This window comes from Teredinibacter purpureus, from assembly GCF_014217335.1.
Taxonomy (GTDB): Bacteria; Pseudomonadota; Gammaproteobacteria; order Pseudomonadales; family Cellvibrionaceae; genus Teredinibacter; species Teredinibacter purpureus.
This window is the reverse complement of sequence record NZ_CP060092.1, coordinates 2,909,685-2,925,784: the sequence shown is the minus strand read 5'-3', so window position 1 is coordinate 2,925,784 and position 16,100 is coordinate 2,909,685. Positions and strand designations below refer to the sequence as shown.

Annotated in this window: 15 protein-coding genes; 8 read left to right on the top strand and 7 right to left on the bottom strand. The window is 45.8% G+C overall.

From position 1 onward, the window contains the following. Positions 1-24: 24 nt before the first annotated feature. From H5647_RS12865 to H5647_RS12845, 5 genes are all read left to right on the top strand, one after another. The gene (locus H5647_RS12865; RefSeq protein ID WP_045859064.1) at positions 25-867 is read left to right on the top strand and encodes a hypothetical protein; all 843 of its coding nucleotides are present in this window, start codon (positions 25-27) and stop codon (positions 865-867) included. 84 nt (positions 868-951) lie between these two features. Beyond that, positions 952-1,695 (top strand): fumarate/nitrate reduction transcriptional regulator Fnr, encoded by a 744-nt coding sequence (fnr, locus tag H5647_RS12860; protein WP_045859062.1) that lies wholly within the window; start codon positions 952-954, stop codon positions 1,693-1,695. 18 nt (positions 1,696-1,713) lie between these two features. Then, positions 1,714-2,313, top strand: coding sequence for a DUF4202 domain-containing protein (locus H5647_RS12855; RefSeq protein WP_045859060.1), 600 nt, complete (start codon positions 1,714-1,716; stop codon positions 2,311-2,313). A 15-nt stretch (positions 2,314-2,328) separates the two neighbouring features. Beyond that, a complete protein-coding gene (locus tag H5647_RS22440; protein WP_052692055.1) occupies positions 2,329-2,697 on the top strand; it encodes a SirB2 family protein in 369 nt (122 codons plus the stop codon). 201 nt (positions 2,698-2,898) lie between these two features. Beyond that, positions 2,899-3,435 carry a hypothetical protein gene (locus tag H5647_RS12845; protein WP_045861366.1) on the top strand — a complete coding sequence of 179 codons (537 nt, stop codon included), beginning with the start codon at positions 2,899-2,901 and terminating at the stop codon, positions 3,433-3,435. A gap of 758 nt (positions 3,436-4,193) precedes the next feature. Here the strand turns inward: H5647_RS12845 and guaA are convergent. Next, positions 4,194-5,771 (bottom strand): glutamine-hydrolyzing GMP synthase, encoded by a 1,578-nt coding sequence (gene guaA, locus H5647_RS12840; protein ID WP_045859056.1) that lies wholly within the window; start codon positions 5,769-5,771, stop codon positions 4,194-4,196. Positions 5,772-5,885: 114 nt separating this feature from the next. Continuing rightward, positions 5,886-7,361 (bottom strand): IMP dehydrogenase, encoded by a 1,476-nt coding sequence (guaB, locus tag H5647_RS12835; RefSeq protein WP_045859054.1) that lies wholly within the window; start codon positions 7,359-7,361, stop codon positions 5,886-5,888. Positions 7,362-7,546: 185 nt separating this feature from the next. Here guaB and xseA point away from each other — a divergent pair, with 185 nt between their 5' ends. Further along, positions 7,547-8,956: an exodeoxyribonuclease VII large subunit gene (gene xseA / locus H5647_RS12830; protein WP_236074886.1), complete on the top strand. Its 1,410-nt coding sequence runs from the start codon at positions 7,547-7,549 to the stop codon at positions 8,954-8,956. On the opposite strand, the gene H5647_RS12825 is transcribed toward xseA, so the two are convergent. Together H5647_RS12825 and H5647_RS12820 are read right to left on the bottom strand one after the other, a co-directional pair. Further along, the gene (locus tag H5647_RS12825) at positions 8,953-10,311 is read right to left on the bottom strand and encodes a hypothetical protein (protein WP_045859051.1); all 1,359 of its coding nucleotides are present in this window, start codon (positions 10,309-10,311) and stop codon (positions 8,953-8,955) included. The two genes, xseA and H5647_RS12825, sit on opposite strands and share 4 nt — an antisense overlap. Then, positions 10,311-11,114 (bottom strand): PhzF family phenazine biosynthesis protein, encoded by an 804-nt coding sequence (locus H5647_RS12820; RefSeq protein WP_121495377.1) that lies wholly within the window; start codon positions 11,112-11,114, stop codon positions 10,311-10,313. Before H5647_RS12820 ends, H5647_RS12825 begins: the two co-directional genes overlap by 1 nt. 232 nt (positions 11,115-11,346) lie before the next feature. Between H5647_RS12820 and H5647_RS12815 the strand changes: the two genes are divergently transcribed. Together H5647_RS12815 and H5647_RS12810 are read left to right on the top strand one after the other, a co-directional pair. After that, a complete protein-coding gene (locus H5647_RS12815; protein WP_052692054.1) occupies positions 11,347-12,141 on the top strand; it encodes an ABC transporter ATP-binding protein in 795 nt (264 codons plus the stop codon). Between the two features lie 163 nt (positions 12,142-12,304). Further along, positions 12,305-12,697 carry a hypothetical protein gene (locus tag H5647_RS12810; RefSeq protein ID WP_052692053.1) on the top strand — a complete coding sequence of 131 codons (393 nt, stop codon included), beginning with the start codon at positions 12,305-12,307 and terminating at the stop codon, positions 12,695-12,697. A 10-nt stretch (positions 12,698-12,707) separates the two neighbouring features. Here H5647_RS12810 and der read toward each other — a convergent pair whose 3' ends face one another. From der to H5647_RS12795, 3 genes are all read right to left on the bottom strand, one after another. Then, a complete protein-coding gene (gene der, locus H5647_RS12805) occupies positions 12,708-14,105 on the bottom strand; it encodes a ribosome biogenesis GTPase Der (RefSeq protein ID WP_045859047.1) in 1,398 nt (465 codons plus the stop codon). A 124-nt stretch (positions 14,106-14,229) separates the two neighbouring features. Beyond that, entirely contained in the window at positions 14,230-15,402 is a 1,173-nt protein-coding gene (bamB, locus tag H5647_RS12800; protein ID WP_045859045.1) for an outer membrane protein assembly factor BamB, read from the bottom strand. Continuing rightward, positions 15,402-16,100: a YfgM family protein gene (locus H5647_RS12795; protein ID WP_045859043.1), complete on the bottom strand. Its 699-nt coding sequence runs from the start codon at positions 16,098-16,100 to the stop codon at positions 15,402-15,404. The genes bamB and H5647_RS12795 overlap by 1 nt, the downstream gene beginning before the upstream one ends.

Below are 16,100 nucleotides of genomic sequence, written 5' to 3'. Positions count from 1 at the left end.
AGAAGCAAGAACTAGACTGTTTTCATGCAAAACAATCTACCAACATCCAATATCGCTGAGCACCCGACGCTGCAACGCCGCAAAACGAAAGTGACGCAACTCGAAGCGAGTCAATTGCTGGAGAACTTCCGGCGATCACCCATCAAGCCTATTAGCATCTGCGTTAACGGGGAAACGTGCCTACCGCTGAGCCAGCTCGGCAGCCCTGACACTGCGGGACACATACTCAGCAAGGAGATCAATCTATGGTCCGAAGCTATTGGTCACAGATCCGTTGAAACTCTTCTTATGTGCTTCCCCTTTAAATACATGCAGCCTTACGAACTTACTGAAATCATGCACGCATTGGCCTCGCATTTTTCACTGGCTGAATCCAATAACCGCTGCCATCGCGTAGCTACGCTCATTGACGAAATTGACAGCGACCATGTGGCGCTACTGAAAGGTCTCGGCTTTAACCACTACCAAATAGTTCTAAGCCAAAAAGACTTAGAAGACTTACCTCGGTTAAAAGTCGCGACAAAACTCATACGCCAGTACGCTTTCTCAGGAATCGGCATACAAATTCATGATGCAGACTGCCTCGACGACCTACGTGATCACGTACTCGACGTACGCAAGCAAGTAACACCCGATTATATATTTGTAGGTCACCAACCCAAGTTACTCAGCAAAGAGCTGGAGACAGGGGGCACTATAATTTTTGATGGAGAAAACGAACTGGAAGATAACTGTATTTACGTAGGTCCCGAAGGAAAAGCCCATCTACAAAAGCTGGTACTGCAAAATTTCTGTAACCCGCAGCGCTATTTAAGCGCGCTTAAAGCAGGACAGCTCCCCGTCAACCCCGGCCCTCTCAACTTGTAACCCTATTTAAGTTCTATACCGCAAGGCAAGCGACCAAATTTCCGATATAATACCGGTCATACCCTCTAATACTTGGATCCTGATATGCCTCCGCAATCTGTTGCTACCCCCCAGTGCCATCATAATCCTCAAGTTAACTGCGCCGATTGCCGCCTAGCGGCAATATGCCTACCCATCAGCTTACATGTCGACGACATCAGTAAACTCGATGACATCATTCAAAGAGGGCGGCCCGTCCAAAAAGCAGACCACGTCTACCATGCGGGCGAAGTATTTAAGTCAGTTTACGCCTTGCGGTCCGGCGCAATTAAAACCGTAAGAGTGACGCATGATGGACAGGAGCAGGTGACCGGTTTTTATCTGCCCGGCGAAATGATTGGCATGGATGGCCTTGCCTCCAACCACCACACCAATTCCGCCATAGCACTCGAAACCTCTGCCGTGTGCGAAATACCCTTCTCTCGACTAGAAGAACTCAGCGCCCAAATACCTAATTTGCAACGCCGGTTTTTTCAGTTAATGAGCAAAGAAATCACTCAAGAACAACAGCTCATAACCTTATTGAGCAAAAATAGCGCTGACGAACGAATTGCTTCCTTGCTATTAAGTATCTCTACTCGAAACAACAACAGAGGTCTTTCAGCAAAAGAATTCTATTTACCGATGTCCCGATCAGATATTGGTAATTATCTTGGCCTTACCATCGAAACTGTAAGCCGAGTTCTTAGCCGACTACACAAACAAGAAGTCATTACGCTCGATAAGAAGCACGTGATCATTTCAGATATGGACGCCTTAAAAAATATCGCATCTATTTCAATCGACTAAACATCTAGACGCCTCCTTATGACAGACCAACATGCCCGCCTAAGCCTCGTCTTATCACTTATTGACGAGGCTAACCAGCACGACCCCAACATAGAGTTCGATCTTCAGTCTGGCAAAAACGAGGCGAAAGAATGGCTCTACGGCAAACGCATGTCAGAACGGCTAGCGCTATTTTCACCAAATGCACCTGAACTACTACAAATAGCGGCCAGGGCTCAGCATATTGAACGATGGAAATCTCCCCGCAGCGATTACCCCGAAGGACGAGCGGGTTATAAAAAATGGCGAGCCGAGCTTTCCTTGTTCCATGCCGTTCGAGCAGCAGAATTAATGGCGGGAAATGGCTACTCTGAAGAAGAACGTGAACGCGTTAAATTTTTGGTACAAAAACGACAACTAAGGCGCGACCCTGACACCCAGGCTCTAGAAGACATTATTTGCTTGGTATTTTTGGAACATTATCTAGCACCTTTCGCAGCCAAGCATGCAGAAGAAAAGCTCATTGATATTATCCAAAAAACATGGAAAAAGATGTCTGAGGCCGGTCATTCCGCAGCGCTCCAACTCTCCTACCCACCTCATTTACTCGCTATCATCCAAAAAGCGCTAGGGGCATAGCCAGGAGCTTTAATCGTGTTAACGCTCATAAAGCACCTTCATATAGGGTTCGCATGCCTCACGATAATCGGGCTTATAGTACGTGTTTATTGGCTACTTTATTACCCTCAAAAACTCACCCACCGTCTCGTTAAAATACTCCCCCACATTAATGATACAGGCTTGTTTCTTAGCGGTTTAACGATGGCTATTGGCTTTGGATACCCTATTTTCGCTGTCTACTGGCTGCCACTAAAGTTAATACTTATCCTCTTTTACATTGGAATAGGCTTTATTATCTTCAAAACCCCAATGGCCAGCATATACCGTTTTATACTTTTGGTGGCGTCGCTTATCACTTACGCTTCTATACTGTGGCTAGCAATCAATAAGCCTTCAATTTAAAGAAAAGATTAAGCTGAAAAACCATCAAAACGACTATTTTTCACCCGTATTGGCACTACCAACTTCCTTCGTTCATGTTTATACTCTTTTCATCAAGGAACTATGTCGCAAACACTTGACAATTGTTATATAGGACCTTTTAATGAAGGTGAATGCCATACAAATCTATTAAATAAAACTTGGCTCAAACGGTGGAATCAAATGAAAAATCTGGTAATGATCTGTACCCTCTTCTTGTCGGTATTAGCGTCCGCCGCCGACAAATGTGACGAGCAGTGCTTGAAAGCAAAAGCAGAGACAGACAATAACGTCACCTTTCCCGCCTACTTATCTTGGAAACATTGCGACGATACACGCATGGATTTTATGACCTCATCCATGAGTAGCCTAGACAACTACAAGACTCACCACTTCAACACTCGCTATAAAGGCGGAATGAGAAATATCCAAAACTTCGTGATACAACGCAAAGAATGGATGGTGGAATGTGATCAGTATTTTCAGCTCACAGGTAAAAAACGGATTTTTGAAGACACCAAAACCACAAAAGAAATATTTTCAGCAATGGATGCCCTAACAAAAGAATTGGGTGACTTAATTGCTGGTGCTACCTATACGAATGAGCTTGGGCAAGATGATTCCCAATCTGTTATTAACGAGCGATTCGATTATTTACTACAGCGCGTTGATGAGCACAAAACCTTGATGCATTTGAAAGGTCGTTATGTAAACCGGTAATAGTTTAGAGCGTACTACTTCTGCCAATTAACCCATTTACTTTATCGGCAGAACTAAAAAAGGCCACCTCCAATAAGAGGTGGCCTTTTTATATGTAGCATTACAGCAACATAAAACATTTTTGCCGCAAACTCGTCGAGCAAAAAACGCCCGACTGACAGGGTTCTACTCTAGTGGTTCTGGGGGACATATCGAATAACATAAAAATACCGTAATAATACTGACCATAAAACCGGTAAATTTAGTGTGATTTAACTATGCGCGAAGGCATTGTTCTTATTGCCTAGGGCTGATTTGGCTGCAACCTTTATGGCTCTCATTCCACATCTTAGCAATCTTGCTTGATCAACGGCCGACATCCCTTCAGGGAAATGGCTAGGGGATACACCGAGCGGCTGCAAAGGGCTACCCTCGATTGAGATCCGAAATCCAGTTATATGGAAAGCGGACAAATTGTCTAAATCTACGTTCCAAGCATCAAAATCCATTTGCGAACCCTCAAAACTCCCAGTAATTGTTTAATAATCAAAGCCTACTTGTATCCAAAAGTACTCCATTACCCTTGGAACAATTTAACGGCCTTACACTAATACTAACCGTTAGCGGCTAAATTCTTTCAAATACATCTAGCGTTTCTAGGCGCTGACTGTATAGAAACACACGCTAAATCGCCAGCCCCTTTTTAACCAAAGGTACTATTTAGAGGCTGTTTGCAATGAAAAAAGAAATAACGTATTTATTCATTACAGCAATAATAATTATTCCCATTCAATGGTCGCCGGCGGCTTGCTCGATACATCATAAGTCACTCGAGAAACCCCAGATATTTCATTGATAATTCTGCCCGATACCTTTTCCAATAACTCATAGGGGAGATGAGCCCAGCGTGCAGTCATAAAATCTACCGTCTCTACTGCACGAAGCGCTATCACCCACTCATAACGACGACCATCGCCAACCACACCCACTGATTTAACCGGTAAAAATACCGCAAAGGCTTGACTAGTTTTATGGTACCAACCTGACTCATGTAGCTCTTCGATAAAAATGGCATCGGCTTCACGAAGAATATCAGCGTAACTCTTATGGACTTCGCCCAAAATACGTACGCCCAATCCAGGCCCAGGAAAAGGATGGCGATAGACCATGTCATAAGGTAACCCAAGCTCGAGGCCAATTTTTCTGACTTCGTCTTTAAATAACTCGCGTAGCGGCTCGACAAGCTCCATCTTCATATCATCGGGCAAGCCCCCCACGTTATGGTGGCTTTTAATTACATGCGCTTTCCCTGTTTTTGACGCGGCCGACTCAATAACATCAGGATAAATTGTTCCCTGAGCTAACCAACGCACATCCTTAAGTTTTGTAGCCTCTTCATCAAAAACCTCGATAAAGGTATTACCTATAATCTTTCGTTTTTGCTCAGGGTCTGAAGCGCCTACTAGCTTTCCGAGAAACAATTCTTCTGATTGTGTTCGAATGACTTTTACACCCATGTTTTTGGCGAACATATCCATCACTTGATCGCCCTCGTTTTTGCGTAACAAACCATTATCGACAAAAACACAGGTCAACTGATCGCCAATAGCGCGATGTAAAAGCGCAGCAACGACCGAAGAGTCGACGCCGCCAGACAACCCCAAAAGCACTTTGTCCGAGCCCACTTGCGCCTTTACACGTGCAATTGCGTCTTCAACTATATTGGCGGGCGTCCACAATGGCTCACATCCTGCAATTTTTAATACAAAATGCTCAAATATACGTTCGCCTTGCAGCGTATGGGTTACTTCTGGATGGAACTGAATACCGTAAAAACCTTTAGATTCATTCGACATACCGGCTATTGCACAGCTGTCCGTCGAGGCCATCAAAGCAAACCCTTCTGGCATCCGATTCACTTTATCGCCATGGCTCATCCAAACATCAATTAGCGCACTTCCGTCCGAACCTACATGGTCTTTAATATCGTGAAACAATCCATTTTCACTTTCAATTTTAACCTGCGCGTAGCCAAATTCCCGTACATCAGACGCCTCAACCTCGCCTCCCAGCTGAGCAGCCATTGTTTGCATGCCATAGCAAATACCCAGTACAGGAACACCCAATGTAAACACTATAGCGGGCGCTCGTGGTGATTCCGTTTCCGTAACAGATTCTGGACCGCCGGCAAGGATTATCGCCTTAGGAGCAAACTCAAGAATCTCTGCCTCACTCATATCAAAGGCACGTATTTCTGAAAAGACACCAATCTCTCGCACTCGGCGTGCAATCAATTGGGTGTACTGTGAACCGAAATCTAAAATTAGGACTCGTTGGGAATGAATATCATGGGTCATGGAGAGCTCAACACCTGAACGGGGAAATGAAAATAATACAGCCCATGAGCGACACTCATAGGCTGTAGGGTATATAGCATAATGTTTTCTAGGGCAACGCAGTGAAAATGAAGCTTAGCGACCGGACACAGGGTAATTAGGTGCTTCCTTTGTAATGCTCACGTCGTGCACATGACTTTCACCCATTCCCGCGGAAGTTACGCGCACGAATTGGGGCCTAGTACGCATCTCTAGCATATCAATTGAACCGGTATACCCCATCGCTGCGCGGACTCCGCCCATCAACTGATGGACAATAGCGCTGAGAGGCCCTTTGTATGGAACTCGCCCTTCAATACCCTCTGGCACTAACTTTTCCATACCTTGGCTAGAATCTTGAAAATAACGGTCTGAGGAGCCTTGAGTTTTAGACATCGCCCCAAGTGAACCCATTCCACGATACGATTTATAGGTCCGCCCCTGATACAATTCTACTTCTCCCGGCGCTTCTTCCGTGCCAGCAAACATAGAACCCATCATAATGCAGTGAGCACCCGCGACTATTGCCTTCGATACATCTCCAGAGAACCGGATACCACCATCGGCAATAACGGGAATATCAGTATCTTTAAGTGCTTCGGCAACATTGGCTATCGCTGAAATTTGCGGAACACCTACGCCGGTCACAATACGTGTAGTACAAATAGACCCGGGGCCTATCCCCACTTTCACACCGTCCGCACCGGCTTCAACCAATGCTAAAGCCGCTTCTGGCGTAGCAATATTACCGCCGATAACCTGTACTTGCGGGTAGGTTTTCTTAATTAAGCGAACACGATCAAGCACGTTTTTCGAATGTCCATGAGCCGTATCGACAACCAAAACATCGACGCCAGCCTCAACCAACGCGGCTACGCGGTCATCTGTGTCTGGGCTAGTGCCTACCGAGGCTCCCACGCGCAAACTTCCATCAACGTCTTTACACGCGCTGGGGTATGTCTCCGCCTTGTTCATATCTTTAACTGTGATCAACCCGCACAGGTCAAAATCGTTATTTACAACGAGTATTTTCTCAATGCGATGCTTATGTAAAAGAGCTTGCACTTCGGCGTGATCAGCCCCCTCTTTTACCGTCACTAACTGGGAGCGGGGAGTCATAATACTCGCCACTGTCGCGTCCAAGTTAGTTTCAAATCGCACATCACGGCCAGTTACGATACCGACGAGATCTCCGTCCTGAAGAACAGGAACACCCGAGATGTTGTTCTTTCGCGTTAAAGTAATTAGCTCGCTAATGGTCGCGGTCGAATCGATAGTAATCGGGTCACGTACCACACCCGCCTCAAATTTCTTAACCGCCCGCACTTCACGTGCCTGCTGTTTAATGCTCATACTTTTATGGATAATACCAATTCCACCTTCCTGAGCCAGCGCGATTGCCAACCCTGACTCCGTCACGGTATCCATAGCGGCCGAAAGCAACGGTATATTCAACGCAATACCTCGCGTTAATTGCGTTTTCAGGCTGACATCTTTAGCTGTAACCGCCGAGTACCCCGGAACCAGTAAAACATCATCAAAAGTCAGCGCTTCTTGAGCAATCCTTAACATAGAAAAACAACCTCAGGAGATAAAAATGGCGCCATGTAGAGCGATTAGGGCTTCAGGCGCGCGATAAAGTAAACCCGACATTATAGAGTTCAAGTCTCTATTGGTAAACCAAAGTCTCGTCGAAAACCGGTGTATTTAGCCAGTATCGGCCCGGGGGCTTTACTTCGTTGCTTTTCGTGGACATTATGTCCCCGACTGATCACTCGCTGGCCCTATCTCGACCTATGACCTCTTCTACCGATTCCAACACCGATTCCTCCGCACTGCATAGTGGCCGACATGTCCTCTCTGTAAGTGAACTCAACAGGAAAGCCAAGCAACTGCTCGAAATTCACCTCCCCCTCATGTGGGTAGAAGGTGAGATATCTAACTTTAGCAAACCTAGTTCCGGCCACTGGTATTTCACACTGAAGGACCAAAATGCCCAAGTTCGATGCGCCATGTTTCGAGGCCGCAACGGTCTCATTAAGTTCACCCCTAAAGCCGGTGACCAAGTACAAGTACGCGCGCGCGTTAGCCTATACGAAGGCCGTGGCGATTATCAGCTTATCGCGGAACATATGGAGGAGGCAGGTTTCGGAATACTGCAAAAACGCTATCAAGAACTAAAGCAAAAACTCGAGGATGAAGGGCTTTTCTCTGAAACGCATAAAAAAGCACTGCCCTGCGCACCCAACCACCTTGCCGTTATAACATCTGCGACCGGCGCTGCTTTACATGATGTTCTTTCGGTACTAAAACGACGCTTTCCGTCCCTACCCGTGACGCTTTTACCCTGCATTGTTCAGGGGGATGGCTCATCACAGCAACTCATAGAAGCCGTTAAGTTAGCCGATGCCGATAAACGTTTTGATGTCATCATAGTATGCCGAGGCGGTGGACCCATAGAGGATCTATGGTCTTTCAATAGCGAAGGTCTTGCACGCTCGATTCATGCAGCAAAAACACCTATCGTAAGCGCAGTTGGTCACGAGATTGATTTTACAATTGCCGATTTCGCCGCTGACGTTCGCGCTCCAACGCCTTCTGCTGCAGCCGAACTTATCAGCCCGAACGCTCCGGAACTACTCCAGGCGTTGAAAGAAATGGAGCGGCAACTTGAATCTCGAATTAATTCCTTTTTGGTACAGAGCCAACAACAACTCCACCATACTAGACAACGATTACGCAACCCCAAACAACAGCTGCAGAACTGGGCCCAGCGACTGGATATACTGGAGATAAAACTCTCTGCCACCCAGCAATCTGGTCACGCGTTACGATCAAGCCTTATCGATAAACTTCGATCAAGGCTTGCCGCTCAAAACCCAGAAATCGCGGTCAAACGAAACCAACAGACTATCGCAGATATCAATCATAGATTGGCAATCGCCATGCAACACAAGCTCGACGCCCAGTATTTCGCTTTATCAAAGGCTGGCGGCATGCTTAATATAATGAGCCCACTTAATACTTTAAAGCGTGGATACGCTATCGCCAAAGATTCTAACGGGGCAATACTGAGGGAAGCGAAGGACACCCAGAAAGGGGACTCATTGCAAATACTATTAGGAAAAGGTGAAATATCCGTAATCGTGGCGTCTACTAAAGCTTAACTCAACGATAGAATATCTTGACTCGCGGCCAATACCGCATCTTGAATTGACCATCCCTTAAACCGACTTCGGTCAAACGCTTTGTCAGCCATTAAAAGGTCTGTAATAGTTTCTGGTAAACCAGCGTCAGATAAAACCGCATGCATACCCGCCATAAACATTTCGACTGGGTGATCGGCGATCAAATCACTGTCATGCGATGAAGTGGTCTTAAATGCAGCAGACACTACATCCCTCATCTTTTTGCTATAGGCAATTTGCCGCATACCACCAACACAAACTACCCCCATAGAAAACATCAGCATCGTAAACACTAACGTCATTCCCGGAATAATAGCTCCATCCTTCAATGCGGCAATAAGTGCTTCGGGGCTCCACTCGATCGCACACTGGCTGTTCGATAAAACGGTTCCATCGCAAGCGGTAAAAGCTTTCATTTTTTGATTGTCGATTTGCCAAAACAGCAACGAGCCTTGCCCTTTATTTCGGTTCCAACAGCCCGGCACACCATCCAACCCGCTAAGAACCCTTTCACGAATAGTCTCGTCAAATAAGAGCCTAAACATAATAGAGCCCTGATCCTCTAATTGACCCACCAAAAGGTCGACCGCTATTTCGCTAACATTCAAAAAAACAAATTTTTGATCGGGAAAAACTGCTTCGCACATTCTAGCGTTAATTAATGAACATTGAGCAGAATAGCCGTGCTCTGACAGCACATTAAAATCGCAATAATAGCCTTCAACAACAGACTCAAACCCATGAAACTGGGTTGCTGAAAGCTTGCCCTCTCTAACAAGCCTCATTGCTGATACCTTCGCGCGTTCGACATCTTCAATAGAAAACGAAGGCACAGACGACACTATATTTTTCTTGGTTCTTTTCGAGAATAAATGGACCGATTGAAGAGCCTCTCTACCCGGCAACAAAAACCCTCTGGGGTTAAATAAATTATCCATAGGTACCCAATCCGTTGAAAGCACAGGCACAACTTTAGGAGGGTTTCTTCCGGAGCAGGCTGCTATCACCGTATGCAATGCAATAGGATGAAACAGCGGAGCGGTATGAAGCGCAGTTAATACCACCGGTGACCGAGACAATTGCATCGCAACATCATGCGAATGGCCAAAACGGCGATCACATCGTTCAGAAAACACCTGAATAAATCCCGAACTGATCAACCTTGACTTGCAAAAACCACTCACCCCAAACCGATGCCACAAAAAATCAGCGTAATCGGAAAGACTAGCATTTTGCCACTCGGTCAAATGCTCAGAAAGTATCGGGTTTTGGACATTAAGGTGTTCTAAAAATTGTTGCCAGTAACTCACATCCCTTTGAGTTTTTAATTTCATTAAGCACACGCCCCTACTTCAATACTCCCCGAAAACCACGTTAACGCTTTGCCAAATATACGGACTGAGCTGTTATTCACTAAACAGGGTATTGGCCCGCCCCTTTCCGAAACGGAATAGCCCATAAGGTTACCTTTTTTAAGTTTATGCGACCACAAAGGGCCCAAAGCTCCATTGGCCGAGCCACAAAAATAGTCCTCATCAACACCAATTGAGGGTGCAAAAACACGATAACAATAATCGGAATTCATCCCTGGGGCCGTTACAAGAAGTGCGCGAATAGAATCCACTAACGGCATAGAAAAATCTGGGCGCAAGGAACGCACGATTTCTTCAGACGGGAACTCTGCGATAACGTCATAGAAACTTTTATACATTTGCCGAGGTTTTTTCTCTAAAAAACGAGTCACACAAGGTACATCGGCTATGGGTTTACAGAAAAATTTTGGCATTTCCAACTCAAACCCATCACTATGAATACCAACTTTCACTTTAATTCTACCTAAACAAAAATCAATATCTTCACCAACATGCCCCAAGTACTCGCGAACCACATGAGACGCCGCAACCGTTCCATGACCACAAATTTCCACTTGATTTTTCGGGCCAAAATGCCGTAAAAGATACCCGCCACTACCATCGGGCACTACAAATGACGTTATCGGTTGATTTAATTCTGCGGCAATTTGCTGGAGGCTATAATCAGGCAGTAGCTCATTTAGAACGCACACTGCCGCTGGGTTTCCAGTAAAGAGTTCACTCGCAAAAGCTTTAACTATAAAAAGATTATTTACTTCATTCACATCAATACTACTTAATACAATTAATTTTATAAACCGGAGTGATTGCGAAAACTCACACTAAAAGCTTAGCACAGCCCTTTTATCAGCAAGCTCTCATATAGCGTTATAACTAAAACATTTTCTCTGGTTATCTCATTAATCGATAGCGTCATGGAATGAAAAAAAACCATTTGGCACGTAATATTCCGTGCGCTAACCTAATCGTATTAACAGAAATTTTTTATTGGAAATCATGACGCCAACTAACCAACCAATTATTGAATTAAACAAGTGCACGGTTTTACGTAATGGCCGTAGCATATTATCGGATGTAACAATCACGTTTGAATCCGGTATGCACACCGCCATTTTAGGGCCAAATGGGGCAGGGAAATCAACATTATTGAAATTACTCACGCGCGAATTTATGCCTCTTGTGAGCGACGAAAGCTATTGCCATCACTTCGGCGAACCACGTATACCCATCGGGATTTTACGTAAAAAATTTGGCGTTATTTCTAATGACTTCCAAAATGAATATCGCACCCTTGCGACAGGAAGGGAGGTTGTTTTATCTGCTTTTTTTGGGTCAATTGGACTGCACACTCATCATCACATCACACCTAACATGCGTCGTCTGGCATCAAAAGCCCTTTCTAACTTAGGCATTACTCATTTGGCTGAACGGCAATATCTACAACTTTCGACAGGAGAGCAACGACGCCTGCTGCTCGCACGAGCAACAGTGCACACACCAGAGGTTCTGATTCTTGACGAACCGACCAACGGGCTTGATTTGAACGCTAGCAGCCAAGTTCTTCGTGATATGCGTACACTAGCCCAAACAGGCATTACCTTAATTTTAGTAACGCACCATTTACACGAAATTATTCCCGAGATTGAGCAACTTATATTTTTAAAAACAGGAAAGATTATCGCCAAAGGAGATACCAAAACATTACTTACTAGCGACAAAATTAGTGAGCTGTATGGCATTGGATTGGACGTTATTGAGAAAAACGGCTTCTATCAGGCCTACCCACGTTAACCCGATTGGAGCGTCTGGTGCTCCAGAACAATTACAAGCATTCGCTCTGGCCCACAACATAGCGAAGCCACGTTAAACGTAGAAAAGAAGAAAATTAATGGCGGGCTTCCGGCAAGGGTAATACACTTTACCCCAACGTTAACCAAGAAAGGATTTTTACCTCATGCACACGTCACTCACGCACAAACGTTTCCTCCTCTGCATTACAGCGGGCTTATTGCTAAATGCGGGCTCATCTGTAGCTGAGCATCACGCTGAGGCCGAAACACCCGCAACAGAAAGTGCACCAGTAACGGAACAGTCGTCAGATACTGCTACAGTAACTCTTGACCAGTACAACTGCTCACTACAAGGGCTAGTGCGCCGGGTAGAGATCAGCTATGCCGATGAAGGCACAAAAGTACCCTGTGACGTTAACTATTACAAAGACAGCGAGGCACCGGAAGAAATGAGCACTCTGTGGAGCGCTCAAAATTTAGAAGGTTATTGCGAGCAAAAGGCCGAGGAGTTTGTGGCAAAGCTTCAATCTTGGGGCTGGTCTTGTACAACTAAATAATAACTGCAGCTTACCTATTTTTTTTCGAAGAAGCAGAAGGCGCTAATCGGCGCTTTCCTGTTTTTTGTCTAACGGCTAACTTGTTTTTTCGCCCAGCAAATGGGTTGTCACCGGAACGAAACTCTATCTTAACGGGCGTTCCTTGTAGGTCCAACGCCTTACGAAACGCTTTTTCTAAATAGCGCACATAATGGGTAGGCACTTCGTTGGTTTGGTTTCCATGGATAACAATAACAGGTGGATTATGGCCTCCGGCATGCGCATAACGCAGTTTAATACGGCGCCCACGCACAAGCGGTGGCTGATGTGTACTCACAGCAAACTCCAATACACGCGTTAAGAAATTGGTGGAGTATTTCTCGGTGGCAGCCTTGTATGCACGTTCCACAGATTTATAAAGATTCCCAACACCTGTACCATGTAAGGCAGAAATAAAATGCAAATCAGCAAAGTCGACAAAACGTAACCGACGCTCTAGCTCCGTCTTCACATATTGCTTATGGTCTTCTTCTAAGCCATCCCACTTGTTAAGCGCGACAACTATGGCGCGACCGCTTTCAATAGCGTGCCCCATAAGATGTAGATCCTGATCGACGACACCTTCACTTGCATCTAAAACTAATATCGCCACATGCGCATCACCCATTGCTTGTAGCGCTTTTACAATAGAAAACTTTTCTACTGTCAACTTTACATTTTTACGTCGACGAACACCGGCAGTATCGATAATGGTGTAAGGTTTACCGTCTCGCTCATAATCGATATAAATACTATCGCGTGTCGTTCCTGGCATATCAAATACCACCACGCGGTCTTCGCCGAGCATGCGATTCACTAAGGTTGATTTGCCAACATTGGGCCTACCTACAATGGCCATTTTAATGCCGCGACTCTCGTCTTCAGCTTCGGGCTCATAAACAGGAAAATCGGCAAGAACCTCCTCCATCAACGGACGAATACCACGCCCGTGTGCAGCGGCAATAGGCGTAATTTCGCCTAGACCAATCTCATAAAAAGGTGCGGCAGCAACATCAGGATTTAAACCATCAACCTTATTAGCGACCAAATAAGTTGTTTTCCCTAAGCTACGGATATGCTCCGCTATTTGCTGATCTGCCGCCGTAAGGCCGTCGCGACAGTCCACCATAAAAAATACGATATCAGACTCTTCTATTGCCAAAAGCGACTGCTCGGCCATAGCGGTATCAATCCCTGCCTCGTTTCCGCTGATACCACCTGTGTCTACCACGATAAACCGCTTACCTTCAAATTCGGCATCACCAAATTTTCGGTCTCGCGTTAAACCAGCGAAATTGGCCACAATGGCATCGCGTGTTTTGGTAAGACGATTGAAAAGGGTGGATTTACCCACATTAGGTCGGCCGACCAGGGCAATGGTTGGGATCATGAAATATCTCTGATATAAAAAACTATCCCCCGAAAGCACGACGGCCGTCAGGGGAAACGAAGTGAGAGGCTAGGCTAGCCTAGAAATGACGACTTAACCTGACACTATAAATAGAAAATGGGAATTAATCGGCGTCTTTAACAGTATAGGCACTCAATTTTCCGCTATTGGCATAAGTGAAAAGGTAGGTCCCGTCGCTATGCAAAGGTGCCCGCACATCGGTACGGCTTCTACTACCACCACCAGCCAGTTTGAATCGATCAGCAAACGCCCCATCAGCTTGACTCAGTACGTGCACATAACCAAAACCATCAACAACCGCAACGTAATCATCGAAAACAACGGGTGCGCTGGTGTTACGACGCTTTAATTCGAAATTTTCCCACTCTAACTCACCGGTAATCCCGTTGAGCGCCATAATGCGCGATTCTTCCGTACTCACAAATACCTTTCCACCGTAGACAGCAACGGAATGATTAGTAGACGCTTCTTTTGTCCACATCACACGACCAGGGCCACGGCTAACGCCAGCCACATTGCCTTGATAACTACCGGCATACAAATAGCCACCATCAACAACAGGTGTACCATCGATATCAACAATACGGTCGAGCTCAGTCCGCCCTTTAGGGCGACTTACACGAAACTGCCACTGAGTGGAGCCATCACTGGCTGACAAACTCAGTATTTGCCCATTATCAAACGCCACAATAACCTGACTTGACGTTAATACCGGTGAAGCTGTGCCCCGCAACGTTAATACAGGCAACGTATGGTCGTATGACCATAAGAGCTCACCCGTCTCGGCGGCAAAAGCAAAAACACGCCCATCAATAGTGTTCGCCACAACGATCTCGCCATTGCTGGCGGGAGCTGACGCAATTTCACTACTCACACTGGCTTCCCAACGCTGCTGACCCGTCTCGCTATCTAATACATGTACCGTTCCATCGAATGTACCGAAGAAAACACTATTATTGTTAGCACCTGCGCCACCAGAAATTCGCTGTTTGGTGTCCACGCTCCAAATCTTTTTACCGGTTGCTACTGCAAACGCATTAACATCACCTTTGTAACCAACGGTATAAATATTACCTTTACCGTCAAGCGCTGGGGTGAAACGAGAAAAAGGCTTATCTTGACCGGAACCGCCAGAGCGGCTCCATAGCTTATCCATTTCAATTGTTTTTTCGAAATCGATAAGATCAACCGCTTCAAGATCTATTTCTTTAGCGTCTTTACTGCCACAAGCAACAAGGCCAGCAACAGTAACAAGCAACAGTAAAAACCGCAGCATTAAGCATCTCCCTCAGCATCAACAACTTCTGGCTCGCTTTCAGGCAAAGCCGCTGCATCACGCTTTAATTGAATGAGGCTTGATCGGTTGTATTCAGTTGGAGGTAATGTTTCTAACGCTACACCATACGCTGTATGCGCTTCTTGATACTTGCCTTGAGACTGATAGATATCGCCGCGAATTTCCGCAAACAATGCAGTGTAGGCTTCACTGGATGTTTGAGCGACGAACTGCAGAGCTTGTTCTGGCTCGCCTTTTGCCGCTAAAACACGCGCCAAACGAGCCGTCGCTAACAGGCTAATAGACTCATTAGAGCCCCCATCAACAACAGATTGTAAACGCGCCGCTGCGGCCTCTAACTGGTTATCTTCTACATGGAGACGCGCCAACATTAAGCTGGCCATGTCAGCATAAAGAGTACCTTCATGCTCAGCTACGAGAGCTTCAGCGGATTGGCTAATACCAACTTTTTGCTCGGCCGACATATCCATTCCTGGCGCAACTTCAGCTTGTTCAGTAAGCGCCTGAAATTGGTCCGACGCCGATTGAGCTTCAGCCAGCTGCTGATTATTCCAGAAATTCCAGCCAAAATAGCCAACAAGTACCAATATAATTGGCAGTACGATGGACACCCAATTTTCGTTCCACCAGCGCTTTAGCGCTTCTATCTGTTCTTCTTCTGATAAGTGATCTGCCAC